The organism is Pacificoceanicola niger (assembly GCF_048553275.1).
Lineage (GTDB): Bacteria > Pseudomonadota > Alphaproteobacteria > Rhodobacterales > Rhodobacteraceae > Pacificoceanicola.
Genome location: NZ_JBLZMW010000017.1, coordinates 72,184 through 93,601 on the forward strand (window position 1 = coordinate 72,184; position 21,418 = coordinate 93,601).

The window sequence follows — 21,418 nt, forward strand, 5'->3', positions numbered from 1 at the left end:
TCAATGGACTTGGCCCCGCTCGGTCTCGCCATCCACGTCTGTCGGGCGGTGCTTTTCATATTCGGTGTCGGCAAGATCATCGACCACCTGGCGCAAGGCCTCCGTGTTGGCCGTCGCTGCATCCGATTGCAGGTAGACCTTGGCGACATAGAGCCGGTCGAGACGGTCCTCGAGAACCTTTTCCAGCGCATCGGCATCGCCAGATGTGAGCCGCTCAAGTTGACGGTTATCAAGCACCCGCGCGATCTCGTCGCGGAAGGCGTCCCGCTCCGCCTCGCTCTCGAAGGGCGCGGACAACTCCCCCGCCCGCTCATGGTCCAGAACACGCGCAATCTCGTCTGCGAGGCGGTCGGCATTGTCAGACCGCGGCGCAGTTTCATCGCGGGTTGCGAGGATGTCGTCGCGCGTGCCAGACCCGAGCCTGTCGCGCAACTCGTTTTCGCGGCGGACCTGATTGATGACCTCCGTGTCCCGGCTCTCGACGACGGCCGCATAGGTCGCGCCAAGCCCGCGGGCGAGGTGGGACGGCATGTCCGGATAGCGCGCGCGCAAGTCATCCGTGACAGCATCTGCAACCGGCACGCGGAGGTCGCGTCCCTCCATGATGCGGTCGACCTCGCGGGTGATCTCGCTGGCGCGGGCCGCATCGGTGATGGTCTCCCTGTAAGGCTCAGACCGGTCGATCACATCGCCGGGACGTGCGAGCAAGTCCGGGTGTGCCTCGAGATACGCGCGCTGCTCCGTCTCGATCCGACGCTCCGCCCGCGAGACCACTTCCCAGTCCCGGTCCTCCACCTGCTGCGCTGTCAGGCCCTCTGCGCGCATCTCCTGACGGATTGTCCCTTCCATCGCCCGGACCGCGTCCCGGTGATAATGGAACCGCTCGCTGATCGGTTCCGCTTCCATGACACCATCCCGGCGCAGCACCTTCTCCTGTTCCAGCATCGTGCCAAGTTCGACGTGCACATCGTTGAGAATGTCGCGGGCCTGTTCCAGATCGGCGCGGCGTTCGAGGTTCAGATCGCGCGCCTCGGCCACCTTGGAGAGATCATTGGCGATCCATTGATGCTCAAGCGCTGCATTTGAGGCGCCCGTCTCGATCCGGGCCACCACTTCCGATGTGCTGATCCCCGTGCCCCGTAGTGCTACGTCAATGCGCGATCTCAAGTCGGGCTCGGCCAGTCGCTCGCGCTGGCTGGCGTCGATATTGGCTTCAGAATAGATCCCCCCCTCCGAGGGGGCCTCTGATAGCGAGCCCGAGCGCAGCCCCAAGGGCTGCATGTGCTGGACCTGCGCCTGGATCTCGATGAGGCGTTTTTCCAGCACGGGACGTTCCGCGTCAGACTTCTCGGCGATCATGCCCTGCACCCGCGCGAGCTTTTCCGCATAGAGGCTTCTGAGATCCTCGAAGCTTTGATCCTCGGCCATATACACATCTCCTGTTCGGTCCACCTGCCCGCCATGGGCCAACACCTCGCCCGCGCGGAAGAGCGCCGCGGCGATGTCTTCGCGGGCCTCCCGGGAGGCCTCTGTGGCCAGCGAATGGTAGACGGTTCTGGTGTTGGCGATCTCCGCCAGCGTCCGGGTCAGGTCTGTCCCCACACGCTCGCGCTCGCGGGGCGCGCGACCCTCTTCTTTCGCCGCATAAACCTCGCTGGTCCGGGCTGGGTAATGCACAACCCCGCGATCCACCCGCCGCGTGGCTTCCAGCCGCACACCGTACTTCTCGGCCTCCTCGACCATGGCGAGGCGGAAGTCGTCATAGTTGAAGCGATGGTTGCGCCCCAGAAAGAAGAACTCACCTTCCTGCGAGCGGCGGTTCAGCACCAGATGCGCATGGGGGTGATCTCGGTCCTCATGCACCGCGATGATGTAATCGAAATGCCCCGCGTCGGTCTGGAAGAACCGCTCGGCCACATCGGTCGCGATGTCGCGCACATCCTCTCCACGCGTGCCGATCGGGAAGGACATGAGCATATGTGTTGTCTGCCCGAGCTTCGGCTTGAAGCCCGCATCCCACCGCTTGGCAAAGCGCTCTGTGAGGTCCTTGATGTCACCCGCCTCGAGCTTCGCCTTGCCATCCAGAAACCCGCTACTGTCGACGATATGGGTGGACTTGGTGGTGAGGTAATCGAGCTGGTTTGCGAGCTGCGATTTGGTATGCGTGCCCCCGCCCCGGATCGCCTTGAAGACCGCCGGCCGGTGCCCTGCTGCCGCGCGCACAAGCTGGGTCTGCTTGGCGACATGCAGCCCCTGCATCGAGCCCCGGATCCGGCTCCAGCCGTCTCGGAAGACCTCGCCCGTGACGGCGTCGACAGCATCATTCAGCCGCATGGGCAAACTCCCTCAGCGCGGCCGTGGCCTGCAGCTGCATCGCGTCTCGACGGCGGCGCAGAAGCAGATCGATCTCGTCCGCGGAATCCAGAATGAACCGCGCCAGCCCGCGCATCTGCGCGAGGCGCAATTCGGTGAACTCGGCACTCGTGCCCCCCACGGCCCCCTGCCCCCGCCGGTTGGCCTGCGTCATCTGCTTGGCAATCTGCGCGACCCCATTGCCGACCTCGTGCAGTGAAGCGCGGTAACGCGCCATCTCGGCTGCCATCTGCGCGTCCGGAACGAACACCCCGCCTGCCGCCTGAATGAGCCGCCGCAGCCCTTCGGCCCGGCTTTCGATTCCGGCCTCGGCCAGCACCTCGTCGAGCGCCGCAAGCTCCGCAGCCGTGACCTTCACACTGACCGCTGAGACCGGAATTGCGGCATCCGTCTGGCGCTCGGCATCGGCTTTGAGCGTGTACTGGATCGCCCGCACCGACACGCCAAACCGTTCTGCCAGCACTGAAGTGGAAACGCCTTCCGCAGCTTCGCGAACGATCTCCATGCGGTCCGCATCTGTGAGACGTTTTGAGCGCGACATGCGAAGAAAGACCCCCTATTTCCTGCCACCTTCCACCAAGGCTGCCCCTACCTTACGATAATATACCAAGCTGTCAATTATATACTTACGTCGCATTCAGGCTCAGGCAGCCTTGGTGTCCGCTTCACGCCGCGGCCCGCAGGGACGCGGCTCTGCCGCCCTCACCACCGGGCGACCCACCTGTCCTAGGGGTCCCGTCCGCCAGCCCCGCCCGAGGGTCTGGCCGAACGCCAAGTGTTCGGACGGAACCGCGGGCGGGCGCAAACCCCACCGACAGGGCGGACAGGCAGGGTCAAGGAGGGCCAGATTTGGCTTGCCAAATCTCTGCCGCAAAAACCGGGAGGCCCTGGCCGATAGGTTTTTGCGGATGGCCCCCTTGAGGCTGACTGGCCGGTCTGTCGCGGCCTGATCATTCCGGGGGGAGTGCGTCCGTTGAACGCGCAGGGACCGGCACCAAGGCGAGGTCGCTGCCGGCGATCACCCGCGCCGGAACCGGCATCCCTGGAACAGGGATCGGGCCGCCCCAAGATCGTCCTGGGGCGGCCCATCCTCGTCAGAGGATTCAGTCCTGGGGATCTTTCGCGCTCGGCGGGAACATCACCAGCTCCGAGACCGCGACCGGGAAGTCGAGCTTGAGGCTGAAGAACTCCGAGCCGTCCCCGTTGCGGGTGTTGCGGAACATAGCGCCCACGCGCTGAAAGCGGGTGCGCTCCTGGCCATCGGTATCGGTGAACTTGACGGGGACGGTTGCGACGTAGTGGTTGGTCATTTGGGTTACTCCTTGTTGCGATGGGGATCACCCGGCACGGGGGCAAGAGGCTCGGTCGCAAGCGCAAATGCGGAGGGTCCGCGGCTTTGCCGTGGAAGCCGTATTTGTGCTTGCCGAAGCGTGAGCTGAGGGCACGGACGGGCCGACCCCGTGCGATCCACATCGATGAGCAAAAAGGAGTGATCCGGATGACCCCTTACATCACGCCGACGCCGTCATCTGCGTCCTCGTCCCGCCGCTCCTGGCCGGGGTGCTCACGGAGCCCGCCCGCGTGGGTTCGATGTTCCGAAACACGCCCCGAGGGACGTGCAGGGCTTCAGCCTAAAGTGCGACGGCTCGACCCCTTGCGTCTTGTGCTGCGAACGATGTGCGTGAGGTGCGCACCATCCCCAGCCCGTACCGATGCGGATGGGCCGCACTCTGACGGACCGGGTAGAGGGATAACGGTACTGGACGCCACGAGCTGCCGATCACGCGTGACCGACCGCACGCACCATGAGACATGACGAAAGGGCCGCGCCAAGCGCGACCCCCTCTCTTCAATTCTGCGACGCCTTCTTCGCCGGGTCCGCAACCCGCATGACCGTCAGACCTTTCGCTTCCGCCTTCTGCCCGAGGTTCAGCGCGACTCCGTTGCCGCCGAAGAGTACAACCCCCGTCGCCGCGAACTTGTCGTCCAGCATTTCGTCGTTGCACTTGAACGGTGCCGCCCGCCCATGCGCGGACCAGCGCGGATCGAAGCGCGCCTGTGCTATCCCGCGTGCTCGGGCCCACCGGGCCGCAATCATCTCTGCCCCGTGCTTGCCGCCCTTGTGGCAGAGGAAGATCTCCTGGTTGCGGTTCTGCTTGATCCGTTCGCGAACCTTGTCGAGCGTGTTGAAGATCACATCGACATCGGTCCAGTCGGTGGCGCCTGAGACGATCAGGGGCACCCCCGCGACTTTCGACTTCTCGGCGGTTTCACGGTCGTGCTGCTCCAGGAGCTGCCGTGCCTCGAAGACCGCCCCGGTCTCCTGCGCCCGGACGCTTGCGCGCGACCCGGCTGCCGGGATGAAGGCGTGGCCCGTCTCGATCTCGTAGCATTCCGCCGCCGCCTCGCTCATCACCTCGATAGCGCTGACAATCTCGCGCAGCTGCAGAAAGCGCGCCTGCGCCTCGTCGAGCGCGGTCTCGGCGATCTCCGATCCGTCGTGGGATTTTGCCAGCGCGCCGATCTTGTCGGCGGTGTGGTCGACCTCCTTGCCAAGCGCCACCTTGCGGCGCTGCAGGATCGTGGCGAGCCCATGGGCCAGCGGTTCGATCTCTGCTTCAAGCCCGGTCCCGCGCAGCTGACCGAGCAAAGCCTCGAAGCTCTCGCGGATGATGTGGTCGCTCAGGATGTGATCTTCCGGGATCGGCAGGTGGGCGTCCTTCTCGGTCAGTCCGAAAAGCTCGATGGTCTCGTAGGTGTTCGCAGTGTCGTAAGCCATGTCTGGTCTCCAGTGTTCGGTTGCAAGGCCACCACGTGAGTGTGGGGGCATGGCCGAATGTCTGGTTTCCGAATCTGCCCGGGTCAGGGACGGCGCAGCCGCCGGCTTGCCGGGCGCAAAAGTTTTCCGCGTGCAGCAACTGACACATGCGCGCCCTCACGCACGGGACCGCCCCAAGCCACAGGCCCCGTCCTCGCCGAAAAGTTTTGCGATCCTTGACGCGGGCTGATTTGGGGGCCATCCGGAGGATATGCTTCCACGCTCATGTGTGTGTGTTTTGACGGTAGGTTTGCCCGACACGAGCAGGCAAACGGCCCGACCGGACGCGGGAGACGGATGCAGCGGCGGGATCGTTTTGCCCCGCAAAACAGACCAGAGCGCAATCCGGCGGAGCGGCCAGGGAGAGACGTGCTCGCGAGGCGGGCAAACCGGGACGCCGGGTGCGACGCCGCGGTGAGGCCGCATGGCCGAATGCGCGACGGACCGAAGGGCCGTTCTCCCCTGCGACACGCGAAGCCGAGCTGGGGAGGCCGCAAGGCATAAGCCAAGGTTGATGTGCAGGCGACTACGCTGCAGAATACACGGATTACTTTTCGAAGCACTCCACGTGATGGGCCGGGAACGGACTGGCGGCTTCATGGCAATGAATGCAAATAAGGGGACATCCCTCGTTGCCATGGTTCGGTCCTCCCGAAATTCTACACCTAGGGAGCGACGCATTGGACTGCCCCTTTCACGGTAGACAAGCCCTGCCTCATAAGGTGGGTTTGGATGGGTGACGCAGTTGTCTTGCTTTTGTCAGCTTGGTGACATTCGCGCCGTTGCGAGCATCAGTTTTGTGTCAACCGGCGACGAATTTACCTTCCCGAACACAACCAATGATTGCTATCATCTTCGCAGCTTACAGGGGGACTGGATGCGTCTAGGTAGTATATCCATTCGAAATTTTCGGCGCCTGAATGATGTGTCCGTTGATTTCGAAAGCAAGGAAACTGTTTTTGTTGGCCCGAACAACAGCGGCAAGACTTCTGCGACGGCTGCCATTCGAAGCTTTCTCGGGAACCGGGAATTCAAGATTCATGACTTCTCCATTCTCGCAATTGCCTCTATCGACGCATACGCTCCAAGGAACGAATCCAGCCTACCTCAAATAGAACTTGATCTCTGGTTTCACATCGATCCGGACTCAATTGCGTTCGGTCGGGTCTTTGCCCTGGCAACGAGCCTTTCCGCTGATTTCTCGGAAATCGGGATGCGCTGCTCGTTCGCTGCGGATGACGCAGCAGAACTCTGGAAGCATTACGATGCAGCTTTCCCGACAAAGGAAGACGGTACCCGCAAGCGCCCTTTGAGCTTCTTCCTTGGAATGGAAGGCAACTTGAAAAAGTATTTTGGCATCAAGGTGTCCTCGCTGGAAAAGCTGGAAGAGGAATTCGTGGCAACGGCACTCTCCGCGCAAGAAGGCAAGAAGATTGTCCATTCTCTGCTGCGCGTCGATTTCGTTGATGCCCAGCGAAATATTGACGACGAGAATGCCGCGAGGAGCAACAGACTGTCAGACGCCTTTGCGACGTATTACCGGAGAAACCTGGAGCAGGCGGAACTGGCCGAAGAAGCTGTAGCGATCATTGAACAGAATAATGAAAATCTGACTAGGCACTACGACGAACGCTTCAGACCCCTGATGACAATGATCGGAGGTCTTGGCCTTCCCTCCGACAACGACCGCGCGATGAAGGTCGTTTCGACACTCAGTTCGGAGGTTGCGTTACGCGGTAACACCGAACTCTTCTACGTCGATGCCAGCACCAGCCATGAGCTACCCGAGGCCTATAACGGACTGGGTTTCAAGAACCTGGTGTTCATGGCCATTCAGGTCGATCATTTTTATCGGCAATGGCTCGCGACCGAAGACAACCGTCCGCTGTGCCAGATGATCTTTATCGAAGAACCGGAAGTGCATTTGCACGCTCAGGTCCAACAAACATTCATTCGCCAGATGTGGGACGTGCTCACCGCTGACGCACCAGAAGGCGAAAGCAAGCCCCAGCTCACAATCACGACCCACTCGTCGCACATCCTGGATACCGTGGATTTCTCAAAAATCCGCTACTTCCGTCGGTGCCATATCAACGGTGAACAGGATGGAGTGACCTATCAGGGAACGACCGTGCACAGCCTTCGCCAATTTCAACCTGAGCCACTTGAATTGGGCGGCGATATGATTGAACCAGAGGAATCACTTTCCTTTCTCAAAAAATATCTGAGACTTACGCATTGCGACTTGTTCTTCTCCGATGCTGCCATACTCGTTGAGGGGTCTGCGGAAAAACTGCTTTTGCCGCGCATGATTGACATATCGGCGCAGAATCTGAACAAAAAGTATCTGACCATTCTGGAGGTAGGTGGCGCTTATGGGATGCGCTTCGCCGGATTGTTGGAATTCCTCGAAATTCCCTATTTGGTCATCACCGATATCGACTCCGTTGATCCCGCGAGAAACCGGGCGAGTTGCGTCGCTACCCATCCGGGAGCCGTTTCGTCGAATGCGACTCTGGGGTATTTCTTTGGAGAGACGAGAGTCGCCGAACTCTCCGGCAACACCTTTGACGATTGTCTGCAAGCTGAAGGGATGCGTTTTGTCGCCTATCAAAAGCCAGTAGAAGTTAACCGTCAGGACAATGCTCAAACCTTCCACGGGCGAACCCTTGAAGAAGCCTTTGTCTTCGAAAACCTCGACCACTTCCATGCCGATGGACTCAGTATCGGCATTGACTTGCCGGATGGTCGAGCCGAATTGCAAGAGGCCGTCTGGCGACGCATTAAAAGCGATACTTTCAAAAAAACAGAATTTGCTATGGATGTCCTTGCCTTCGAAATACCGGCAGGCGGGGACGAAGAAGCGAATGCGGGAGAGAACCGGGACTGGAATGTTCCCCACTACATCGACGAAGGCCTAAAATGGCTGGAGACACGTCTCTCCCAAAACCTGGGAGCCGGCGAATGACGGCAGAACTCAAGCCAACTGAGGCCGATAAGAAAATTGCTGAGTGCATCGCCAAGGACGTTTCATTTTCGGTTATCGCAGGCGCTGGTTCAGGCAAAACCACATCGCTCGTTGAAGCTCTGAAAGGAATCCAGAGGTCCCGTGGAAACGAGCTTCGGAAAAACGGTCAGCGCGTGGTGTGTATCACATACACAAACCGTGCCGTTGGAGTGATTTCGTCGCGTCTAGGTTTCGATGACCTCTTTTACGTTTCCACTCTGCACGGGTTCCTTTGGGCGGAAATCGCGCGCTTCCAGGATGCTATTCGGGAGACCCTTCGTGATGCGATCGTCCCGCAACATATGGAAAAGGCCCGCGAGAAAGACAACGGGGGGACGTCTCAGGCCGCTCAAAAAGCGAGGAAAGACCTTGAGCGCCTGACTGCCCAACTTGCTGCGCTAAACGCGCATAAACCGCCGATATGCTACGAAGAAACCGTTATCAGCGACTATTCCAAATGTGTCCTGAACCATGATGATGTTATTGACGTCGCGGCCTATCTAATCACGAACAAACCACTCTTGCGCAAAGGCCTCGGGTTCAAATACCCCTACATCTTTGTCGATGAAGCTCAAGACACCTTCCCGCAGGTCGTCGAGGCGCTCAATGCTGTGTGCGCGGACGAAGGTTTACCAATCGTCGGATATTTCGGCGATCCGATGCAGCAGATTTACGATAAGCGTGCCGGAGGTTTTGCCGGTCCAAAAGGCTCCGAAAAGATTCCGAAGGAAGAGAATTTTCGAAGCTCAACCTCGGTGATCGACCTTCTCAACAACTTCAGAACCGATCTGAAGCAGGTTCCGGGTGGGAAGAACTCCGACGTTAAGGGCAGCGTCTTGATTACGATCGCGCAGGCTCCCGACCCTGCCGGTCCACGGAAAACCTATACCTCTGAACAACTCGATGAGGTAACGGCGAAGTTCGAGGAAGCCGTTGAACAATGGGGATGGACCGATATTACTCCTGTAAAGAACCTTTTTCTGGCACGCCAGATGATCGCCCGGAGGCTCGGATTCGTTACACTGCACAAGCTCTTTACAGGTGACTATTCGTCGTCCAGATCCCAATCCGACTATGAAGACGGCACGCACTATCTTCTCAAGCCCTTTGTGGACGGCATTTTTTCTTTGGTCGATGCATCCCGCAACAACTATCCTAAGAAGCTGATTGAAACACTCCGAAGAATAAGCCCTGCTTTTGACGACACTGGAGCGAACAAGAGCAAAACCCTCAAACAGATGCTCGAGGAAGCCTCAAAACACGCCGCTGCTTTGACAGAAAAATGGGAAGGCAATACGGTCAAAGAAATTCTGGAATACTGTAGCGCGAACGCGCTTTATCCAATTTCGGACCGCCTTGCAGGTCAGTTGGCTCGCGCTCCCCGCCAAGCTTATGACTCCGGCAATGAGGATCACCAAAGGGAAAAAGGAGATTGGCTGGCTGATGAATTCTTCAAGCTGAAGGCTGACGAACTCGAAAAGTACATCGAATTTCTGGATGAGAATTCTCCTTTCAGTACGCAGCACGGCTCGAAAGGCGAAGAGTATGAAAACGTGCTGGTCATGATCGACGATATCGAGGCAGCCTGGAATACCTACAGCTTTTCGAAAGTTCTGACCCCTGGTGTCGCGGGCAATCCGACCGACCGGCAGCAAGAACTTACTCAAAAGCTGGCTTATGTCTGTTTTTCACGGGCGGAAGTGAACCTTAGGATTTTGATGTTTTCGAAAGCCGCGGAAGCGGCCAAAAAAGAACTGGTTGAGCGCGGTTTGTTCCAGGACAGCCAGGTTTCAATTTTATAGGTACCGGACAGATCCTTATGCAGATTCATTTTTTCACATCGATCGTTTTCAGGAAGATTTAAAATCTATGCGTGTCCTCGTTTCAGCCGACATTCATCTCGGGTCGCCGATTCGCTCGACCGCGATGCGCAATCCGGATCTGGGTGACCATCTGAAACAGGCAAGTCGGGACACGTTCATTCGCATTGTTGATCTGGCAATCTCGGAAAGTGTCGATGCACTGGTTCTCGCTGGCGACATCTTTGATAATGACCAACCAGACCTGAAGTCCCGGGCATTTCTGATCTCGCAATTGGCACGCGCCGCTGACGCGGGTGTTCCCACAGTACTGATCCGTGGCAACCACGATGCCCTTCTCGATCACCGAGCCCACGGTAACCTGGGTCCGAATATTCATTTGCTGCACAAGAACGAGCCCAGCGTGGAAATCGGTGGCGTGTGGTTCCACGGACTGTCTTTCGACACGGCGCATGTCTCAAAAAGCTTCCTGCCCGACTACCCGGCGCCGGTGGCTGGCCGGAAAAACGTCGGACTGATGCATACGTCGCTGGATGGCTCGCCAGGTCACGATCCCTATGCTCCCTGCTCCGAGCAGGATCTGCTGGCACATGGCTATGACCTTTGGTGCCTCGGCCACATCCATGCCCCCTTTGAGCGCACATCAGGCCCAGTTCTCGCTGTCATGCCGGGCATTCCGCAACCACGCCACTTCGGAGAACTTACCGGCGGTACGGTCGCGATTGTCGAGCTTGATGATGACACTCCGAATATCGAACGGCATCGGGTTGGACATCTGAGATTCACCGAATGCGCTTTGGATCTCAGTAAATCTTCAGATGTTCAGGAAGTTTTGAGCGCGCTTCGGTGTGCACTCCAAGGGGTGCAGCATCCAGAACACCGCATAGCGGTGCGTCTGCAGGTGGCCACAGGCCACCATACTGCTGAGACACTGACGGCCCTTGCGAACGAATTGTTCGATGACATCGAGCGCGTGTTTATCGACAAAATCAAAGTGGTTGCCCCCAAACAACTGATCGACGCAAAGGCGGATGACCTAGTGCGCCTGATGCGGGCCGAGCTCACCGAACCGGGCTTCCAGCTGGCCACCAAAGAGATCCTCGAAGAACTCAGAAACGCAATGCCCCGTGAAATTGCCGACGAATTATCTGAAGACGCCTTGGATGACCTTTTGGAGGAGGCCGTTACTGAAGTTACGCTGTCTCTGCACTCAGGAGCCGCGGAATGAGACTGAACCGGCTTGATCTCATTCGCTATGGCCGTTTTGACGGCGCCGAGATCGTGCTCCCGGCACCAGCCGAGGGCAAACCTGATGTCACCGTAATCTATGGACCGAATGAATCGGGAAAATCCACGGCCTTTAACGGGTTTCTGGAACTTCTCTTTGGTATGAAAGCAGGAACCCACCCGTACGCTTTCAGGTTTGAACGCAATGACCTTTTGGTCGGAGCGGAGCTGGGTATCCCCGGACGCGGGGTGACAGTTTTGCGCCGAAATGGCAAACGCACCCAGTCCCTGCTTGATCATCAGGACCGCCCGGTCGACGAAGCCATTCTTTCAAGTGCGCTCCATGGCCTTTCCATGGAGGGTTATGTCGAAAGGTTCTCACTCAACGACGAAGGACTCCGCAAAGGCGGTGAACGGATTGCCGAGGCAAAAGGCGACCTGGGCCAGCTTCTGCATGCGGGTGTATCAGGCCTGACCAGTATGGCGACGACACTGGAAGACATGACAGCCCGCGCCGAAAAGTTTCACAAGAAGAGCGGCCGAGGTACGGCGCTCAAAACCGGCAAAGACCACTTGAAAGAGATCCATCAGGCACTTCGAACGGAACGTCTCACGCCGGATCGGGAACGCACTCTTCGGAAAGACAGAGAGACCGCGCAAAAGGCTTTCGAACAGGCGGACACCGACCTCACGCGTGCCCGAAAACGGCAGGCAGCAGGAGCGGCGGCGCAGACCTGGTATGACAAATCGGAGGAAATTCGGAAAATCGACGAATTTTCTGCCGATTTTCCGGAAGGTCCGAATTTGAAGAAGGGCACGGATGGGCAAGTCGCCACACTCGTGACAACCCTATCGGAGAAAGCAGAAAGTATCGCAGGCGCCGATGACAGAATTGCGCGCCATGAAGCGGTCATTTCAGAAAATGAGGCTGACCCGGCTGCCGGACATCTCGAAGCGGAACTCACAGAGCTGGATCAAATCAGAATCGATGGGGCGTCCCTCACCTCCCGAGCGGACACGGCCAGATCGGATCTGGAAAAGCGCGCAGGTGAGCGCGATGACGCGGGCCGCCAGATAAAACAGATTCTGACAGCGTTGGCGGTAAGTGACGAGCCTGTAGAGGCCTTGGTCCTGACGACCGAAGAACTGGAGACACTCGCGGATGCGGTACAGGCCTGTCAAACCAGCGAGGGCGAGCTGCGAGCGGCTTCAAACGTGTTGAAGACCGCACGCGATCAGCTGGGGGATACTCCAACCGAACCAAAGGACTTGTCTCACCTGCAGATCGCGTTTGACGCATGGCAGAAAGTTTCGGACGTGTCAGGTCTTGAACATAACCTCGCATCGGAACTCGCCCGGCTAGCCAAAGCAGTTTCGGGTCTACCTGCTTCTTGGCAGACACTTATCGAGAACGGCCTGCCTGCACGTGAAAGTCTCGATGAAATCCTCAGGGAATGGAACACCCTGAATGCCAACATCGTTTCCGCCACAGAAGATTTGGAAGGTCGCGAAGCGGACTACAAGGCCGCGCGCGCAAAACGCGAAGCCGACGAAAGCGCGCCGGATTCGATTGACGCTGCAGCGACGGAAGAAACCCGTCGTCAGCGTGACACAGCCTGGCAATCCCATCGTGGCAGTCTCTCCGACAAAACCGCGGAGCGTTTTGAGGAGGCCATGCATGCAGATGATGGCGCCCGAACGAGCTATCTGATGGGCACGGAGGCGCGCAAACAGCTTGCAAACTCGCGCGCACAGGAAAGCACCGCAAAAGCCGCACGTGACACGGCAAAAGACAAACTCGAAGCACTCACCGGAAAACACGAAGCTTTGACCAAGCGGGGCGGCTCACTCGCGACTGCCCTGGGCTTTCCCGTCGATACGGGGCCGGCTGCGTTTGCTGCTAGACTTACCAGCCTGACGGCGGCGGCTGAGATCGCAACTGAGGTCACTATTGCGGAGAATGCCTTTGAGGACCGCGCCAAGCGCCGCAAGGCAGCCTTTGACGAACTGCTGGCAGCAGCCCGCCTAGTCGCCCTTGAAGGTGAAGATAGTGACCTCCCTGAGCGGGTTGGCAAGGCTCTCACACTTCAGGAAAGTGTCCGTAAGACATGGGAGAACTGGCGTCGCGGGGAACGTAGCATTGCCGACTACCAGAAAGCTGTATCCCAAGCCGAGACAGATCATAAGGCAGCCTTGAACCGACTGGAAACGCTGACCTCGGCGCGACCTCTTCCTGATCGCTCGGCCACGGGCGTGAAAGCAGCGCTGCCGCACCTGCGCACGCTGCAACAGGTTCACAGTAATCACAGAAGCCTGGCGGGACGTGTTGAAGCCCTGGAACGCGCCGTTGCCACCCTGGCAAGGAGTGCCGCACGATTGGCGGAGATCCTGGAGGAGCCTTACAATCCGAAAGACGATCCACTTCCCATCATCAACCGCGCTCGTGCGCGTGTAACCAAAACCGCTGAGGCGGATCGTGTGAGAAAACGAGAAGAAGACCTTCTCGACAAGGAGGTCAAAGGCCGAAAGCGTGCGATAGTTGCCCGGGACGAAGCGCAAACCCAGCTGGAAAACTTGTTTGAAGGACAAGGTGGTGAGGATCTTTCGCCGACGGAGCGCGTGGGGATTCTAGCTGAACGCGACGAGTTGCGCGAAGACCGGGCCAATGCGGACACGAGCCGCAATAAGGCGCGCGACGGCGTGGATCGTACGCTCTTTGACGAAGAGCTGACGCGATTGCCCGATGTAACGCGAGAAGCGGAACTGCAGCAAAAACTTGACGATGCGCAAACGGCACGGGATGCCGCTTTGAAGGAAATGAATGAAAAAGAACGCCTTTACGAGGAAGCTTTTCATGCCGCTGACAACAGCGATCTGATCACCGAACAGGCCACGATCCTCGAAGAGTTACGAAACGGTGCAAGGCATGCGGCTGTCGCAAGGCTCGGGATATTGGCTGCGCGGGGTGCCTTAAAGCGCCTGGCTGCCGAACGAAGCAGCGCAATGCTGAAAGACGTGGAAGAAGCTTTTGTCACCATGACATCTAAGGAATGGGAAAAAGTCGTTGTCTGGAGTGAATCCGAGGGCGAAAAGCTGGTCGGCATCAAACCCGGCGGCGGCCCCGTGAAGGTCGAAAACATGTCCACTGGAACCATGGGCCAATTATATTTTGCCCTGCGCCTGGCCGGTTACCGCAGCTTCGCGCGTGATCCGGGCCCCCTGCCCATGGTTCTCGACGATATTATGGAAACCTTCGACGATACCCGTGCATCTGCCGCATTGAATCTCTGTGCCGAGATCGGACGGAGCGGTCAGGCAATCATTTTCACGCACCATGCGCACCTGTTGGAGCTTGCACGCAAGAACATTCCAGGAGTTTCCGTCGTGGAGATGCCGCATTAGCATCCCGCTGTTCACTCTTTCACCTGAAGTTTGATGACTATGGAACAGCTCTTCAAAAAATATGGACCGCTTTCGCGCGCTACCGGCGATACGCCTAAGGGACCGGTGGCCAAGGCGGCAAATCCGATCACAGCCTGAGCCAGGGGAGCGGCCTCGATTTTACAGGGTGTTCCCAGGCCGCAGCGGCATGATTTCACGCTCGGGGCGCTTCAGGGCTTCGGCGTATTTGCGGGCGTTGTCGTCAATCGTGCCGTGCCAAAGCTTCGAGACGAACGCGCGGGCGTCTTGGACTTTCATGTCTTTCAGCGAAGAGGACAGCGCCATGAAAAGCTCATCCTCGCTGATCGCAGCGGCGCTGTGCATGGCGCCAGCGTAAAATGACGGGTCGTTGAGAACCTGCTCGCTCAGCGGCATCCGCGCGAGGTTCTCTTCCGGGATCGCCATGAAAATCGTGTCCTGCAGGTCGGTCAGATACGCACGCCGCGATGTGGACACCGGCTTTCTCGCCGCCTTGTCCTCCAGATGTGCCTGCCTTGTCCTGTCGAGATTTGCCCTTGCATGGGTCATGATGACTTCACGCTTTCGGGCGGGTAGCGCGAATCCGGTGCAGCGCTCGATATGGGCGAGGAGATCTGCAACCTCTGCCTCAACATCAAAGTTGTCAAACCATGGAACCGTCCCTGATCTAGCCGCCACGTGCCCGCCCTCGATGTATCGATAATATATTATTGTATCACATTTGCACCTGATCGCAAGCGGGGGACGTCCTTCACGCAAACGGACATGGAAAAAGGGGAACCGTGATCCCACGGCTCCCCTTTCGGTTCAGATCGTCTCCCCCCCGCGCGCCGATTAGGCGACCAAGGAGAGCCCCGCGCCCGCGTCCTGCGGCTGCTCACCGCTGTCGATGAACGGGATGATCGAGAAGGTCTTTCCGCCGCGCTGTTCTTCGTTCTGCACGGCGTTGACGCGCAAGTCGCCATCAGGCGTGTTGATCAGCAGCGACAGGTAGTCATTGCCCGTGCGGCTGCTTTTGGCCATCCACGCCGAGCCGACGCGGATCGGTTTACCCCGGGGCGAGCTGACCTCGATGCGGTAATCGGGGTGGGTCTCCTCGGATTTGTAGCTGTTCTCGATCAGCATAAACTCCAGATCGAACATCATGTTGGCGATGTAGCCCGTGAAGGCGTTGTCAGCGTCCATGGCGGTGAGCTCGCCCGAGATCGAGCCGGATTTCATCAGGCCGTTCGAGACCAGCGGGATGATCTCGAATTCGCCGCTCTGGGCCGCGCGCGCCTCTTTCGTCTGCACCGCGTTGACCCGGAACGGGCCGAGGCCGACATCGATCTGCATCGAGATGTAGGGGTTGCCGCTGGTATTGCCGGTCTCGTTCCAGGCCGTGCCGATACGCACCTTGCGGCCTGATTTGTTGACTGCCGTCACGTCGTAATCCGGGCTGCGAGCGGACATCTTGGCCCGTGCCTCGATCTGGATGGCGATGTCAAAGCGCGTCGAATGGATCATGCCGGTGTACTCGGCGGCTGCGGTCTCGACATTGCGGGTGAGGGTTCCTGCGAACATGGGATGGTTCCTTTTGGATTGGCCGGTGCCTGACGTTTTTGCCAACGCAACCGGGATTGCTTTCTCGACCCCTTGAGGGATCACAAACCAGAAAGCTCGCTTTCCTTTCTTCCCAACCTTCAGTTCAGCGCTGACGCCTGAAAGACTGTGCCACCTTCCCGCCGGGTACGACGCCCCTCCCCTGTTCGTCTGGCCTCGGATGGCTGTCCTGGGTATTCTCGTCGACCTCCTCCGATCCCGCGATGAAGAACTCTGCTTCCTCCCCGTTCAACCGCTGCCCGCTCCGGTCGGTCAGCCCGATGGTGCTGCCGTTCGGCTCAAACGTGATCAGGTATTGGCCGAGGCTGTCCTTGTGAACAACGTAGCCGGTATTGGCCCAGTGCACGGTCTGGCCTGCATCGATGGCGGTTTTGATCTCTCCGAGTGTCATGATCTTTCCCCCCATTGCCTATTCTGCTGCCACTGAAGCGGCATCTGGTGCATGCCCCAAGATCCGAGTCAGAATGCGGCCCGTGTCGATCCCGTCCCCATGCGGCAGAAACACCCGCAACTGAAAGGCGATGATCTCCGTGAAGCAGCCGAGCGCCTTGAGGCCTTCGATCATGCCCTTGTCCGCACCGCCCAGCTCAAGGCGCATCTCGCCTGCGACCCGGCGACGGGTCAGGGTGAGACCCCGGCCCAGATCGACAGGCGCGGTGGTGCCGAGGGCGGCGGTCAGCATCTCCTGTGGCGTTTGCGGGTTGGAGACGAGGAAGCTGGCGCGCAGCGCGGCCGCCCCTTCCTCGCTCAGCGTGCGCCCGATCATGGCGGTCGCCCCGTCCGGCGTGACGCGGTAGATGCGTTCATTCGTGGTCGGGATGTCCTTCCAGATCGGCAACAGCAGCCCGGTCAGCAGGTAGAGCTTGGTTGTGGTGGTTTTTGGCAAGGACGCTGCCTCGGCATCCCAAAGCCGTGCAAACTCGGGCCTGTCGATCTCTTCCCAAGCCGAGGACTCGAAGCGCGTCTCTTCGAGGTAGCTGGAGCCATTGGGCCGCACCGCCTTGCGCATGAGCGTGACGATATCCTCGTCATACATCTGCATGGGGCGCGCCGAGATGAGCGCCGCGCGACCGGAGGCGCGATTGACCATCGGTAACTTGTCGGGATTGCGCGACATGGCCTCTTCGGCGTCCAGCACATACACTGGGTCGGTGACCTCCAGCCCGATAATCCGCGTCACGGCGCCGGATTTCGGGCAGGTCCAGAGATCCTCGGTGGAGACCTGTTCTATCTTGTCGCCGCGTAGGGTTTCCACGCCGAGATCGAGCGTGCCCGCCGCGCGCGCCCGTTCCGTCTGATCGGCAATCCGGCGCATGAACTCGGCAAAGAGTGCGTTCTGCATGTGGATGGGAAGGGCAAGCACCCGGTTGAGAAACCGCTGGATCGGGGGAAGCTCCTCAAGGAGCACCCCGTCCTTGTCGATCAGCCGCAGGGCGGTCCAGTCGGTGAAGCTCTCGTAGCTCATCGCCTCGGCCCGCCCGGCGGCAAGATCGGCGAAATACCCACGTAGTGCGGCCCGCGCGATCGGGCTTTCGAGATTGTCCTCCTCCCGGAACATGCCTTGCGAGCCGGTCTCGCGCTGACCCTTCGTCAGGGCCCCCAGCTGGTCGAGGCGTTTGGCTATAGTCGAGGTGAAACGCTTTTCGCCATGCACATCCGAGGTGCAGACCCGGAAGAAGGGCGCGCTGACTTGGGCAGAGCGATGCGTGCGGCCGAGCCCCTGGATGGCCGCATCGGCGCGCCAGCCGGGCTCCAGCAGGTAGTGCCGCCGCCGTTTCTGGTTCTTCGCCGTTTGCGCCGCATGATACGACCGGCCCGTACCGCCCGCATCGGAGAAGATAAGGATATCCTTATCACCGTCCATGAAGGCTTGGGTTTCGGATGAATTGCTGCTGGCGGCGCGCTTTTCGATGAAGAGATGACCATCCTCGGCCTTGAGGGGCCGGATGGACCGCCCCGTGACTTCTGCCACGGCCTCGTCGCCAAAGGCCCAGAGGATCTGATCCAGCGCCGAGGGGATCGGCGCCAGCGTCATCAACTCCATCATGGCCGCGTCACGCAGAGCGAGCGCCTCGCGCGAGACGACCAGCGCGCCAGTTTCATCCCGAAGCGGCTCAGCCACCATGTTGCCGTCGATCTCCACGAGCTTTTGGGCATGGATCGGAAAAGTCTGTTCGAGGTAGGCGAGAACATAGTCGCGTGGCGTCAAGGCACCCTCGACGAGTTCATCCTCCGGGTCCATCGTCTCAAGCCGACGCTTCAACAGGCTCTCACCCGTCGAGACCACCTGGATGACGCAAGCCTTGCCTGCCGCCAGATCGTCCGCGATGGCGTGGATGATGGTCGGGGCCTTCATGCCCATCAGCAGATGATTGAAGAAACGCTGCTTTGTGCTCTCGAAGCGGGACTTGGCCGAGGCGCGTGCTGCCGAGGCATTGGTCTCGCCCGAGGCACCGTTGACGCCAGTCGCGGTCAGCGCGGCCTCGAGATTGTGGTGGATCGTCCGAAAAGAAGCCGCGTATGCGTCGTAGATCTCGATCTGGGCCGAAGTGAGCGCGTGTTCGAGCACGTCATACTCCACGCCGTCGAAGCTGAGGGCGCGCGCCGTGTAGAGGCCGAGCGTCTTGAGATCGCGCGCGACCACCTCCATGGCGGCGACACCGCCGGCTTCCATCGCCGAGACGAAACTCTCGCGGCTCGGAAAGGGGTATTCGGGGCCCTGCCCCCAGAGCCCCAGCCGCGCGGCATAGGCCAGGTTGTGCACACTCGTGGCACCCGTGGCCGAGATGTAGAAGACGCGAGCGCGGGGTGCTGCCAGTTGCAGCCGCAGGCCCGCAAGGCCCTGCTGGGAGGGTTTGACCCCCCTGCCCTGCTCAGACCCGGCCGCGTTCTGCATGGCATGGGCCTCATCGAAGGCAAGAACGCCGTCAAAGTCTGCGCCCATCCAGTCGAGGATCTGGCTCAGTCGCGTGGTGCCGCATTTGCCCGCAGACCGCAGCGTGGCGTAGGTGACGAAGAGGATGCCACAGGTCACGGTGATCGGCTGGTCCGGTTTCCATTTGGAGAGCGGCTGGATGTCGGCGGGCGAGCCGCCGAGATCGGTCCAGTCGCGGATCGCGTCCTCGATAAGCGTGGCGGATTTGGAGACCCAGATCGCCTTCCTGCGCCCGGAAAGCCAGTTCAAAAGGATCAGCCCCGCGCATTCGCGTCCCTTACCGCAACCGGTGCCGTCGCCGTCGCCGAGGAAATAGCCGAGGCGATAGGCCCATGCGTCCGGGTCATCATCAGCACGCGTCAGCTTGGTTTGGTCGTCATCGATCATAAACCGCCCCGGCAGATCACGCCCATGGGCATCATGTGCCATGATGATGGTTTCCAGCTGCGCCTCGGAGACGTGACCCTCCTCGATCAGCTTCGCGGGCAGGCGCAATTCCGCACTGGCCGCGCCTGAGGGCACCGGCGGCGCGACAGAGGCCATGGCGATGCTCTCGACGAGCGGCGTGGGATGTTCCTGCGCACCCGCGATCTCGATCCGCTGCGGCCGGTAGCGCGCATAGATGTCAGAGATGGGCGTGTTGTCGCGCGGGGTCTGAAGGCTTGTGAAGCTGAGCGGACGGACGGTATTGGGCCGTGGTTTGGAGGCGGCGACAGGCGAAGCGGCGGTCTTGCGCGGGGCAGATGATCGAACGGTCGGTCGCGCTTGAGGGATCGCTTCAGCCCGCTGGGCGGGGCGCATCTCGATCCGGGTTGCGGCCACGGCATCGACATATGCCAAGGCTTCCTCCAGATCCTGAACCGCGGCGCGGATGAGTTCGCCATCGTCCTGCACCTTGTCGAAGACCATCAGCTGGGTTTCGACAGAGGTGCCGAGCTTGCGGTAGACCTGCCCCGGCATCGTCAGCGCCAAGCGCGGCGTCAGAAGACCGCAGGCCCGCGACCAATGCGCGGCATCGCGTTCGGGCGTGAATCCTGGCGACATGATCGCCACCAGCCGCCCGCCGGGTGCCAGACGCTTCGCAGACGCGATGAGATGCTTGGCGGCGATGTGTTTGTCCCGGGAACGATCGACCGAGGAGGCGAAGGGCGGGTTCATCACCACGACGTCGGGTAGAACCGGCGTTTGCAGCAGATCATCGATATGCTCGCCGTCATGGCCCGTCACCTCGCCGCCGAAAACCGCGCGCAGGAGGCGCTGGCGAAAGGGGTCGATCTCGTTGAGCAAAAGCGTGGCACCGGCCCGGGCGGCAAAAGCGGCCAGTGCACCGGTGCCCGCCGAGGGCTCCAGAACGGTCTCGCCCTTGCGGATCGCCGCGGCCCGCACCGCCGTGGTCGCGAATGCCAGCGGCGTGGAAAACTGCTGCAGACGGATCTGCTGCTCTGACCGGCGGGTTTCCGTAAGGAGACGTGAGGCGAGGAGTTTTGCGTTGGCGATGTCTGCTGTGGCACCGGCCCCACGCAGAAGCACCTGGATGGCCGCTGCCTGCATCATGTCATAGGCCATGCGCCAGTCCCAGGCGCCACCGGCATCGCTGCCATGAAACGTCTCGCGCATGATACGCGCGAGCGCTGAACTGCGCAGGGGCTGGTCATCGACCTCCGTGCCGATTTGCGCGAGGGCAGAGGCGAGATCGGCTTCGGAGATTGCGAGAGCCGGGTTGGCCGTTCTGGGTTTGGACATGGGGATTTTCCTTTGGATCAGGGTCTGAGTTCCAAAGGACAAAAAGCCCGCTTTCGCTTTTCAGGGTGACGTAGTCAGACCGCGCTGACCTCCAAGGCTTGGTCAGGACTTGGGTTCGACCTGCCGCTTCGCATCAATCAATGCCTGTGCGGCCTGCATCACCTGAACCTGAGATGTTCCCGAGCGTGCATCCTCCAGCGTGGCCTGCACCTGCGCGCAAAACCACGTGTCATAAGAATTCGCTTCAGCGGCCACGGAAATGCTCCTCGAGCCCGATATCCAGCAGCTTGCCGAGGTCATCGGGCATGTCTGCAACGCGCACAGCAATTGGGAAACGGTGCCCCGTCAGGTCAGGCGCGCATTGCTCCTCTAGACCGAGGTGCTGCCTATCCTTTTCCGTCTCATTCATTGTGCTTTCTCCGACCGCATTATCAGCCGATGCTACATCTTCGAGCGTGGCGTCGTAAATGATG

The 21,418-nt window shown here is 59.9% G+C and carries 14 protein-coding genes; 4 read left to right on the top strand and 10 right to left on the bottom strand.

The features are described from left to right. The 4 genes from ACN2XU_RS19120 to ACN2XU_RS19135 form a co-directional block, all read right to left on the bottom strand. Positions 1-2,334, bottom strand: a complete 2,334-nt coding sequence (locus ACN2XU_RS19120) for a relaxase/mobilization nuclease domain-containing protein (RefSeq protein WP_096873516.1) — start codon at positions 2,332-2,334, stop codon at positions 1-3. Next, entirely contained in the window at positions 2,321-2,914 is a 594-nt protein-coding gene (locus ACN2XU_RS19125; protein ID WP_096708177.1) for a helix-turn-helix domain-containing protein, read from the bottom strand. Before ACN2XU_RS19125 ends, ACN2XU_RS19120 begins: the two co-directional genes overlap by 14 nt. A 562-nt stretch (positions 2,915-3,476) precedes the next feature. Next, a complete protein-coding gene (locus ACN2XU_RS19130) occupies positions 3,477-3,683 on the bottom strand; it encodes a hypothetical protein (RefSeq protein ID WP_007120662.1) in 207 nt (68 codons plus the stop codon). A 539-nt stretch (positions 3,684-4,222) separates the two neighbouring features. Further along, a complete protein-coding gene (locus ACN2XU_RS19135) occupies positions 4,223-5,152 on the bottom strand; it encodes a DUF2493 domain-containing protein (protein WP_419411989.1) in 930 nt (309 codons plus the stop codon). A gap of 775 nt (positions 5,153-5,927) precedes the next feature. On the opposite strand from ACN2XU_RS19135, the gene ACN2XU_RS19140 reads away from it, so the two are divergent. The 4 genes from ACN2XU_RS19140 (at position 5,928) to ACN2XU_RS19155 (ending at position 14,647) form a co-directional block, all read left to right on the top strand. Continuing rightward, positions 5,928-8,159, top strand: coding sequence for an ATP-dependent nuclease (locus ACN2XU_RS19140; RefSeq protein ID WP_024099315.1), 2,232 nt, complete (start codon positions 5,928-5,930; stop codon positions 8,157-8,159). Beyond that, positions 8,156-10,000: a UvrD-helicase domain-containing protein gene (locus ACN2XU_RS19145; protein ID WP_419411990.1), complete on the top strand. Its 1,845-nt coding sequence runs from the start codon at positions 8,156-8,158 to the stop codon at positions 9,998-10,000. The genes ACN2XU_RS19140 and ACN2XU_RS19145 overlap by 4 nt, the downstream gene beginning before the upstream one ends. A gap of 67 nt (positions 10,001-10,067) precedes the next feature. After that, complete coding sequence (locus tag ACN2XU_RS19150) at positions 10,068-11,246, top strand: metallophosphoesterase family protein (protein WP_096873515.1); 1,179 nt, start codon at positions 10,068-10,070, stop codon at positions 11,244-11,246. Next, a complete protein-coding gene (locus ACN2XU_RS19155) occupies positions 11,243-14,647 on the top strand; it encodes an AAA family ATPase (protein WP_024099312.1) in 3,405 nt (1,134 codons plus the stop codon). Before ACN2XU_RS19150 ends, ACN2XU_RS19155 begins: the two co-directional genes overlap by 4 nt. Before the next feature lie 159 nt (positions 14,648-14,806). Here ACN2XU_RS19155 and ACN2XU_RS19160 read toward each other — a convergent pair whose 3' ends face one another. The 6 genes from ACN2XU_RS19160 to ACN2XU_RS19185 form a co-directional block, all read right to left on the bottom strand. Next, a complete protein-coding gene (locus ACN2XU_RS19160; protein WP_040104417.1) occupies positions 14,807-15,214 on the bottom strand; it encodes a hypothetical protein in 408 nt (135 codons plus the stop codon). 285 nt (positions 15,215-15,499) lie between these two features. Further along, the gene (locus ACN2XU_RS19165; protein ID WP_024099310.1) at positions 15,500-16,228 is read right to left on the bottom strand and encodes a DUF736 family protein; all 729 of its coding nucleotides are present in this window, start codon (positions 16,226-16,228) and stop codon (positions 15,500-15,502) included. Positions 16,229-16,352: 124 nt separating this feature from the next. Continuing rightward, entirely contained in the window at positions 16,353-16,658 is a 306-nt protein-coding gene (locus tag ACN2XU_RS19170) for a hypothetical protein (RefSeq protein WP_024099309.1), read from the bottom strand. Between the two features lie 18 nt (positions 16,659-16,676). Beyond that, positions 16,677-20,945 (bottom strand): strawberry notch-like NTP hydrolase domain-containing protein, encoded by a 4,269-nt coding sequence (locus ACN2XU_RS19175; RefSeq protein ID WP_419411991.1) that lies wholly within the window; start codon positions 20,943-20,945, stop codon positions 16,677-16,679. 102 nt (positions 20,946-21,047) lie between these two features. Next, on the bottom strand, positions 21,048-21,200 hold the full coding sequence (locus ACN2XU_RS19180) for a hypothetical protein (RefSeq protein WP_024099307.1): 153 nt from the start codon (positions 21,198-21,200) through the stop codon (positions 21,048-21,050). Next, positions 21,190-21,354 (bottom strand): hypothetical protein, encoded by a 165-nt coding sequence (locus ACN2XU_RS19185; RefSeq protein ID WP_009819683.1) that lies wholly within the window; start codon positions 21,352-21,354, stop codon positions 21,190-21,192. Before ACN2XU_RS19185 ends, ACN2XU_RS19180 begins: the two co-directional genes overlap by 11 nt. Positions 21,355-21,418: the final 64 nt, after the last annotated feature.

Excerpts from the sequence above, each read along its gene's own strand:
- ACN2XU_RS19135 (WP_419411989.1), bottom strand. The coding sequence starts at position 5,152 with ATGGCTTACGACACTGCGAACACCTACGAGACCATCGAGCTTTTCGGA.
- ACN2XU_RS19175 (WP_419411991.1), bottom strand. The coding sequence starts at position 20,945 with ATGTCCAAACCCAGAACGGCCAACCCGGCTCTCGCAATCTCCGAAGCC.
- ACN2XU_RS19185 (WP_009819683.1), bottom strand. The coding sequence starts at position 21,354 with ATGAATGAGACGGAAAAGGATAGGCAGCACCTCGGTCTAGAGGAGCAA.
- ACN2XU_RS19130 (WP_007120662.1), bottom strand. The coding sequence starts at position 3,683 with ATGACCAACCACTACGTCGCAACCGTCCCCGTCAAGTTCACCGATACC.
- ACN2XU_RS19125 (WP_096708177.1), bottom strand. The coding sequence starts at position 2,914 with ATGTCGCGCTCAAAACGTCTCACAGATGCGGACCGCATGGAGATCGTT.
- ACN2XU_RS19160 (WP_040104417.1), bottom strand. The coding sequence starts at position 15,214 with ATGACCCATGCAAGGGCAAATCTCGACAGGACAAGGCAGGCACATCTG.
- ACN2XU_RS19150 (WP_096873515.1), top strand. The coding sequence starts at position 10,068 with ATGCGTGTCCTCGTTTCAGCCGACATTCATCTCGGGTCGCCGATTCGC.
- ACN2XU_RS19165 (WP_024099310.1), bottom strand. The coding sequence starts at position 16,228 with ATGTTCGCAGGAACCCTCACCCGCAATGTCGAGACCGCAGCCGCCGAG.
- ACN2XU_RS19170 (WP_024099309.1), bottom strand. The coding sequence starts at position 16,658 with ATGACACTCGGAGAGATCAAAACCGCCATCGATGCAGGCCAGACCGTG.
- ACN2XU_RS19120 (WP_096873516.1), bottom strand. The coding sequence starts at position 2,334 with ATGCGGCTGAATGATGCTGTCGACGCCGTCACGGGCGAGGTCTTCCGA.
- ACN2XU_RS19145 (WP_419411990.1), top strand. The coding sequence starts at position 8,156 with ATGACGGCAGAACTCAAGCCAACTGAGGCCGATAAGAAAATTGCTGAG.
- ACN2XU_RS19155 (WP_024099312.1), top strand. The coding sequence starts at position 11,243 with ATGAGACTGAACCGGCTTGATCTCATTCGCTATGGCCGTTTTGACGGC.